Here is a 7,644-nt window from a genome sequence, read left to right as displayed (position 1 = left end):
CTCCAGCCTGTTGCCGGCATCGCAGCGCCATGCGCTGGCGGGGATTGCGCAGTTGATCATGCTCGGGGAGTTGGCGGTGAATCGGGCGTTGGATAATTTGCAGTTGCCGGAGTGATGCGGGGGGCGGGATCACTTGGTGATTGATCAGGTGTTAATTCTGGCGCCTTCGCGAGCAGGCTCGCTCCTACCTTTGAGTGTGTTCCAAGGTGGGAGCGGACTTGCTCTTCAGCCGCGATAAATGTTGAGACGATGTACGCTTATCTGTACCTGCGAGTGGGTTGCTTCCTTTGCGTCAATCGACTGCCAGGTTGTCCCAAGCCCACTGTTCAGCCGTAGTCACCTGAATCGATTGCCGCTCGTTGAAAGTCCCCGCTTTCGGCCACGACACGCCTCTGCCTTGGGCAAATACGGCGCGGTATTTTTTGATGTGGTGAGTGGGGTCTTTTTCCAGTTCCTGCATCAGGTACGGAACCGTCCAGACGTTACGTTTGAACGGACGCCCCAGCACACGTTCAAGCAGGCTCGCCACTTGTCCATAGGTCACCGTGTCGCCAGATAGGTAGACGATCTCATTGCGAAAGCGCGGTTCGAAGAAAACGATGTCCGCTGTCAGCTTACCGATGTCCTCGGGTGTCGTGAGCGTCACGCTGGTTTCCAGGCTGCCCAAGGCGTTGATGGCGTCGTTCTCAAAGTCGACGACTTCAAAGACCGGCTCGAACAGAAAACTGGTGAACATGCCGGTCGAGATGATCACCCACTCGGTTTTATCCTGGGCGCGGAGCAACTCGCGCACGTCGAGTTGCGCATCGAACAAGTCCTGCGGGCTGCCCCGGCCAATCACTTCGAAATCGACGCCAAACTGCCAGGGGAAATAGCGCTTTACGCCGGACTTGAGCGCGGCTGTCGCCAGTTTCATTGGCGTTTCACGGCCCGCGACCATGCCTGCGCAGCCTATGACGGTGTCGAATGCTGCGAACACTTCGGCCAATTTATCGATGGAGTCGTTAACCAAGTCTGCAGCGACTAGCTGGATGCCCAGACTGCGCAGTTCATCGACTTCCAGTTTTTTCTCGGGGACTTGTGTGTTGATGGTCGAATCCCTGAGCAGGACGCTGATGGTGCTGCCGGGCGAGCGCTTGGCTATCCGCGCAAGGTTACGCAGCACCGGCAGGCCGAGTTCGCCGGCGCCGAGTACGAGAATGGATTGTGGGGAAGGGTGGGTCGCTTCGGTCATGATGTCTCCTGAGATACGTCGTCTGTATGATTTGGCGATGCTGGCACGATTGCGCAGCGCTCAGAAGAAGGCACACGCGTGATACCAGGGGGACACATGACCGATGAGGAAATCATTAGCCAGGCAGAAGCGATCTGCCAGACGCTAAGACGAGACGATGATGGCGTGCGGCGCGAAGTCCTGGCGCACGCCGGCAGCCGCTGGTCACTGGGTATCCTGCATGCCCTGGGTGTGTACGGCACGATGCGTCATGCCGAGATCAAACGGCAAATGACGGGCGTGACTCAGCGCATGTTGACCAAGACGCTGCGTGCGCTGGAACGCGATGGTTTGCTGATACGGCGGGAGTTGGATCAAGTGCCGCCCCATGTCGAGTACGAGCTGACGGCGTTGGGTATGGAGCTGTTGGTTCGCATGTCGCCGATTTGGACTTGGGTTGTGGAGCACGTGGATGATTTTCGCGAGGCGCGTCGTGTGTTTGATGGTCAGAGCGGGAAAAAGCCTGCTTGGCAAGTTCCGGTGGTGGGGCTGGTTGATTCAGAAGGGGCCGATTGAACGCTCGTGTCATTGAATGGTTCGCGCCCGAGAAATCAGCGGCGAATCTATTCAAGAAGGCAGGTGATCGACCACCACCCTCACGGGTGATGGTCGATTGCTTAACGCAGGTTAGATATTCGGGGTGTAAGAGAAACTCTGTGAAGCTTCGGTATCGGTGAAAGGCGTGACGCGAGTTTTCTTGTTGAACAGGCCATTGATGACCGAGCCGGGGAACATCTCGATGGCGTTGTTGAACAGTTCGACGTTGCGGTTGTAGATGGTGATGGCTGCGCCGACGTTCTCTTGCTGTTCGGCAATTTCACGCATCATGTTGTTTGCCGCTTCTGATGCTTTCAGGTCAGGGTAGGCCTCGAAAGCGATGCGTAGGCCACCTATCAGCTCCCGGGTGGCGGTTTCAACGGTCGTGAGGGCATTGCCATTGGCGCCCGCAGGCAGGGCGTTGACCGCGCTGCGAAGGCCGGTGATCTTTTCCAGGAGGCGGGCCTCATAGACCATGAAATCTGCGAGCACTTTTTGCAGCTGGTCGAGAACTTTGGTCTTCTGGCGTTCGTAAACGAGGACGTCCGACCATGCACGTTGTACTCGGTTGTGTCCCCCGATAATGCCGTTATAAATGCTGAAGCCCGCTACGATTATGACGACAGCGATAACAGCGGAGAGGATGAGTGCAATGTCCATGGCTTACTTCTCTTGGCGTTGTTTTGGGGGAGTGGCGGTAAAGGTAAAGTTGTCATCGTGCAGCTCACTGAGTGCATGGCTCCATTGGAGCGCAGACATCAGACGCGGCAGTTCGATACCGGCAGAAATTTCTTCGTAAAAATTGTTGGGCGAAGCCAGCGAATACTGGGCACCGAACGCGAACAGGTCGTTGCTCTCAAAACTTAGGCAGAGCTCTCCACTGTCGGAGAACTCCAGGTTCGGACGATGGAGGATGTCGAACAGCTTCAGCAAGTGGAGCACCGTCGAAGGCTTGATGAATTTCGCACAAAGCATCTCGCTGCGACCGGTCAAACGGAACGCTTTATTGAAATCCGGAGAAGCCGTGTCCATGGGATGCGAATAGTCGTTCTGGGACTGGTAATCAGATCTGACCGATATTCCGGTGACCCATGGAAAGTCGATGACCAAACTGTAGCGATCGTAGTGGTCATAAACCACTCGAGTCTCGGTTTTGGTATTGCCCTTTTCGTCGGTAACCGTGGTATGCACCTCGCGTCGGTTGACATAGTGCAGCTGGCGGTACGTGAAAGGGAGGTTGCGCAACGTGCCGGTAAATTCACCCTGTATCGACTCGACCAACTTGCGGCTGTAGTCGCCGCGACGGTAATCACCAAATTCCGTGTCCAGCTCTTTGAGGGTTGCGGCTGAGTCTTCTCTCAGGAAAGTCAGTCCGTTGTGGAAGTAGGATGACAGTCGAGCAATTCTTTTACTGAGCGACGGCAACCGATCAGATTTGGATTTCATCCATGTCAGACTCCAAACGGCAATCACGATGCCGAGAAAACCAGTACCCATGCCGAACGAGTCGGGATCAATTTCCAACCGGTAAAAGAACAGAGCGACGCTATGGATGTTCCCAATCCAATAAAGGGCCACAGCGCTCGCAAGCAATAACAGGCCGGTGCCGAAACACCACCATGCGCGTGTGCGATCGAATTCGAGCGGGCCGTTGTACAAGGCGAACTCATGGATCACGTTCAGGAGGTCGGCATTGGATTCAGCCCTGTCAATACTGGCTTCGCTCACCGTCAGCAACTCAGTGAGTCGCGCGTTCTGCGATGCGTTGGGCATGTAGACATCCTTCAGCGAGAGCAAGGTCGAAAACTCACAAAAGCATAGCGATGGTGTCCTGGCCTCACTTCGGATTCAGGGATGCCTGGTGCGGGAGCAATGGTCCGGTTTGAGGATTTGGCTCTATTCATAATCTGTCAGAAACATTGAAAAGGAGTGGACGATACCATTGTCATGCGCTGACCGCTTGTGGCGGATACGTGTCTCTGGAAATGGTCGAGCATTCGGCAGGCAGTAGTCTGTGGCCCCTGTCCGTGCGTCGGGCGTTGTGATGACAGTTACCTCGGCGACCGATTGATAAAGACGCAATCCAGCCGCACGCCATTCTGTCATTTGGTCGATGTCAGTTCAGGCAAAGCGGCGTTTATGAAATTCAGGGCGATTCATATGCTTTGAAAGTGTGCGCTGCAATGGCGCACTTAAATTGTCGGACAATGATCGAACTGGCCGGAGTCGGAGACTTTCGTAGCACTATCCCGGTGCGGTTGTATAACAGTTACGCACCAAGTTAAGCGCAAAAAGTTTTTTTGATCTTCATTCTTGACAGCTGTTTTTATTTGTTTAAATCTCACTTCGCCGAATGGTTCGGCTTCATTGAAGATAAGGAGAGTGTCATGACTGTTATTAATCTCGAATCGAAAACCCTGGCTAACTGGACTCAAGCAGCAGGTCCGGTTAAAACCACCGTCAAGTGATGTCAGGGCCCGGAAGAAGTTCTTCCGGGCTTTTTGTTTTTACCAGTCTCAAGGACGAGAGAAGTGCCATCCTATATTAGTGATAATATTTTTTTTCTGATCAAGAATAAGCAATTGGTGCTATGGGACTACCAGGCACACAAGCAATATTCCATCTCTCCTCAGTATCTTTGTCGTTTACTGCATCTCAGCCAAAACCCAGACGTAGAGCCGGATACACAAGATTCGATCGACCAGGAATTGCTGGCCGCCGGGGTAGTGTCAGAGAGCGGATTTCCCGCAATGGAATGGGGCTGGGATGATCTTTCCCGCATCTTTCACGTTGGCACCAGCAAGATCGACTATGCGGCGCGACCGGAAAGTGTCGATGAATGGGCGATAGCCTACCAATCGGCATGTGACGAAGCCTTTACTGTTCCAGTGCCGAGGTTAAGGCATGAGAGTAAGGGTAAAGATACAGGGCACTGTATTGCTCTAACACGACCGGTCACTACTCAGAATTATGACTTGCAAAGTACCTTGTCAAAGCGCCGCAGCGTCAGGGAGTTCCTTCCTGTGGCGCTCACGAAGCAGCAGATAGAATTGATTCTTTATTATTCGCTGGCGTATCTTCCTTCCCGCAGTCTTGCGACTAGCCAGCTGTGCCCTGATGAACTTCGGCATCGCAGAAGTAGCCCATCAGGTGGCGGACTCAATGCCATTGAGGGATATGTTTACATCAACAATGTCGCGCAGATCCCGCCTGGGTTCTATTACTACAATCCTGTCGAACACCAGTTGGAATCCATAAAAACCGATGACGATTTCAGCTTGGGTCATGCACTCAACGGCCAATTTTTCGCGGAAGATATTCCGTTCGGTATTTTTCTGACGTGCCAGTTTGACCGGCTATGGTGGAAGTATCCGCACTCAAGGGCCTATCGCGTCGCGCTGCTGGACGCCGGTCATATTTCCCAGACCGTGCAGCTTGTTTCAACTGCCTTGGGCCTTGGGACTTGGGTCTCTGCCGCTATTGATGAGGCTTGTCTGGAGCCGATTCTGGGCGATTCCCATCAGTCAGCTCCTTTGTTGTTTGTCGGTGCCGGGGTTAGCACCGGCAGGGACATGCCGGTGGCTTTGGAAGCGCTGCATGCCAGCGGAGGCGCACGAGAAAATGATTAAGCAAGAGTGCTCAATCGACAGCGATGCGTTGATGGTCTTCTTGGACTGGAACGAGGCCGCCATCGTGCGTTCGCGGCCTAACGCCTATGACCTGTCGGGTTGGGCGCAGGGCGGCGAACAGCACAAAGACTGGTTTGTGCCGACGGCAACTCCCTGGTTGGCTGATGAGGCTGTTCATTGCCATGGCGACGCCGTCAGGCAGGCGATATTGGCAAGATATCTGGTGATGTTCCTCGACTACACAACTGAGTTAGAGACCCGCATTGTCAATCGCTCGATCACAACCATTGCTCATGATCGAATCGGTTTGGGTTTGTCTCCAGAGTTGAAACTCACAGGGCTCAAGTTATATGCCGATGAGGCCTATCATGCGGTGATGTCGGCAGATGTCGCCAATCAAGTCAGCGCTATTTATGGAATTGCCAATCGGGAAATTACCTCGGAACGCGTGCAGAACATCCGGGCGCTTGTTAACTCGGTAGAGCCTGCCCATACCGAATTGGCTTGGTTTGTTGTTGGATTTGTTTCTGAAACTGTGATTACCAAAGAATTCCTGAAGATCTCCAGGTCAACGGTTTATACGCCCGTCTACCGGATGCTGCGTGACCATCTTGAGGATGAACTCAAGCACTCACTTTATTTTTCGCATCTTTTTACCATTGTTTGGCAGGGTGCTTCGGACGCTCAGAAAACATTCATGGCGGATTTTATCGTTAAAGCCATCTTCGAATTTTTCAGGCTGCATGAAACATGGTTGTACGAGAACTTGAAGCTGGTGGGCGTTGATGCCGCCAGCGCGCAGGTTATCCATGAAAGGCAGCAAGGCAGCGCGCCTCATCGTGCCAGGGCCAGAGCTGGATGTACCGCAACGATAACGGCGATGAAACGCAGTGGTTTTTTCAAAGAACCGATGAACGTGAAGCGCTTTGCCGAGGCAGGGCTTATCGAATGACAGACAAAGGGAGACTACGGTGAACGTTAAACTCAAATCGCCTTCAAAGGCCTCTGCACTTTTCCTGCTGTCGGTCATGGTCGCACTTGGCGTATTCCCGCTCGATGTATTACTGCCGTCTTATCCGGCTCTGGCGGATGCGTTTGGAATGAAGGTCAATGAAGTCACCTACTTTGTGGCGACATTTGCGGTGGGGTTCTCCATCTCTCAGATCGTTGTAGGGCCGCTGTCCGACAAGTATGGCCGGCCTGTCATGCTCAAACTTGGGTTGGTAGTGTCACTGCTGGGTATTGCGGGCTGCCTGCTGTCCAGCACGCAACTGCAGTTTGCCTTGGCGCGAGTCGTGCAGGGCGCAGGGTGCGGATGTTTTGTGTTGGCTCAAGCGATTGTTCAGGATGTCTTCACGGCTGAAGACCGGCAGCGGATTCGCATTTACATGCTGTCGTTAAGCGGGATTTGTATTTCCTTTTCTCCGTTGTTTGGGACGTATCTGCAGTACGCCCTGAATTGGCAGGGGAGTTTCTACGTGTTTGCTGTGCTGGCTGTGATCTTGCTGGGGCAAACACTGTGGTTTTTTCCCAAATTACCGGATCAGTCGCTAACGTCGCGATCGCAAAAGCTGGAAATTCTCAAGCGTTATGCGGATATCTTCAGCTATAAACCTTTCGTGTATTCGTGGATGACATCGGCTATGGCCTTTTCCTGTCATTTTGGATTCATTGCTATTTCTCCCATCATCTTTCTCGAAACGCTCCGGGTGTCCTCGTTGAGTTACTCATTTGTGCTACTGGCCTACGGAGGCGCCTATGTGGTGGGCGGGTTATTGGCCACCCGGTTATCCAGAACACTGACGATCGACACTCAAATCAAGGTGGGATTGGCTATCTCCGGGCTGTCCGGCCTGATCATGGTGGGGTTGATTCAGTTCCAGCTCTCTATCGCTACAGTGGCCATCCCAATGATCATCTGTACGCTAGGAACGACACTGGTCAGGCCCGCCGCCGCCTCCAGGGCCATGGAGATGTTCAGCGAGAAAGCGGGGGCCTCGTCGGCGGCGGGCGGCACCCTCATGTTCGTGACGGCTGGCGTCGTCAGCGTGCTGCTCGCCGTCGCCCCCTTTCCTCCGCTGGCGAGCCTGTCCGTGTTCATTTTGATCGCAACGGTACTTGGCTATGGTTTCAACAAATGGGGCGTCGCTGAGGACCCGGCGCTTGAGAGCGTTGCTGCCAAGTGACCGCTAGCTGGCAACCCTG

8 protein-coding genes are annotated in these 7,644 nt (G+C 53.8%); 5 read left to right on the top strand and 3 right to left on the bottom strand.

Annotated features, from left to right (window positions below; genetic code table 11):
• On the top strand, window positions 1-115 hold a 115-nt coding region (locus PMI23_RS30340), incomplete at its 5' end, for a DUF6124 family protein (protein WP_007950074.1).
• Between the two features lie 177 nt (window positions 116-292).
• On the opposite strand, the gene PMI23_RS18925 is transcribed toward PMI23_RS30340, so the two are convergent.
• Window positions 293-1,234: an aromatic alcohol reductase gene (locus PMI23_RS18925; protein WP_007919051.1), complete on the bottom strand. Its 942-nt coding sequence runs from the start codon at window positions 1,232-1,234 to the stop codon at window positions 293-295.
• A gap of 96 nt (window positions 1,235-1,330) precedes the next feature.
• On the opposite strand from PMI23_RS18925, the gene PMI23_RS18920 reads away from it, so the two are divergent.
• On the top strand, window positions 1,331-1,789 hold the full coding sequence (locus PMI23_RS18920; RefSeq protein WP_007919048.1) for a winged helix-turn-helix transcriptional regulator: 459 nt from the start codon (window positions 1,331-1,333) through the stop codon (window positions 1,787-1,789).
• Window positions 1,790-1,900: 111 nt separating this feature from the next.
• On the opposite strand, the gene PMI23_RS18915 is transcribed toward PMI23_RS18920, so the two are convergent.
• On the bottom strand, window positions 1,901-2,470 hold the full coding sequence (locus tag PMI23_RS18915; RefSeq protein ID WP_007919045.1) for a LemA family protein: 570 nt from the start codon (window positions 2,468-2,470) through the stop codon (window positions 1,901-1,903).
• Window positions 2,471-2,473: 3 nt separating this feature from the next.
• Entirely contained in the window at window positions 2,474-3,583 is a 1,110-nt protein-coding gene (locus PMI23_RS18910) for a hypothetical protein (RefSeq protein ID WP_007919044.1), read from the bottom strand.
• 758 nt (window positions 3,584-4,341) lie between these two features.
• Between PMI23_RS18910 and PMI23_RS18905 the strand changes: the two genes are divergently transcribed.
• Genes PMI23_RS18905 through PMI23_RS18895 form a run of 3 tightly spaced genes read left to right on the top strand, consistent with a single transcriptional unit; the run spans window position 4,342 to window position 7,625 of the window.
• The gene (locus tag PMI23_RS18905) at window positions 4,342-5,439 is read left to right on the top strand and encodes a SagB/ThcOx family dehydrogenase (RefSeq protein WP_007919042.1); all 1,098 of its coding nucleotides are present in this window, start codon (window positions 4,342-4,344) and stop codon (window positions 5,437-5,439) included.
• Entirely contained in the window at window positions 5,432-6,391 is a 960-nt protein-coding gene (locus tag PMI23_RS18900) for a diiron oxygenase (protein WP_238539544.1), read from the top strand. Before PMI23_RS18905 ends, PMI23_RS18900 begins: the two co-directional genes overlap by 8 nt.
• 19 nt (window positions 6,392-6,410) lie before the next feature.
• On the top strand, window positions 6,411-7,625 hold the full coding sequence (locus tag PMI23_RS18895; RefSeq protein ID WP_007919039.1) for an MFS transporter: 1,215 nt from the start codon (window positions 6,411-6,413) through the stop codon (window positions 7,623-7,625).
• Window positions 7,626-7,644: the final 19 nt, after the last annotated feature.

It is taken from the genome of Pseudomonas sp. GM24 (assembly GCF_000282235.1).
GTDB lineage: Bacteria > Pseudomonadota > Gammaproteobacteria > Pseudomonadales > Pseudomonadaceae > Aquipseudomonas.
This window is presented reverse-complemented; position numbering and strand designations above follow the sequence as displayed.

Excerpts from the sequence above, each read along its gene's own strand:
- PMI23_RS18900 (WP_238539544.1), top strand. The coding sequence starts at position 5,432 with ATGATTAAGCAAGAGTGCTCAATCGACAGCGATGCGTTGATGGTCTTC.
- PMI23_RS18910 (WP_007919044.1), bottom strand. The coding sequence starts at position 3,583 with ATGCCCAACGCATCGCAGAACGCGCGACTCACTGAGTTGCTGACGGTG.
- PMI23_RS18920 (WP_007919048.1), top strand. The coding sequence starts at position 1,331 with ATGACCGATGAGGAAATCATTAGCCAGGCAGAAGCGATCTGCCAGACG.
- PMI23_RS18925 (WP_007919051.1), bottom strand. The coding sequence starts at position 1,234 with ATGACCGAAGCGACCCACCCTTCCCCACAATCCATTCTCGTACTCGGC.
- PMI23_RS18915 (WP_007919045.1), bottom strand. The coding sequence starts at position 2,470 with ATGGACATTGCACTCATCCTCTCCGCTGTTATCGCTGTCGTCATAATC.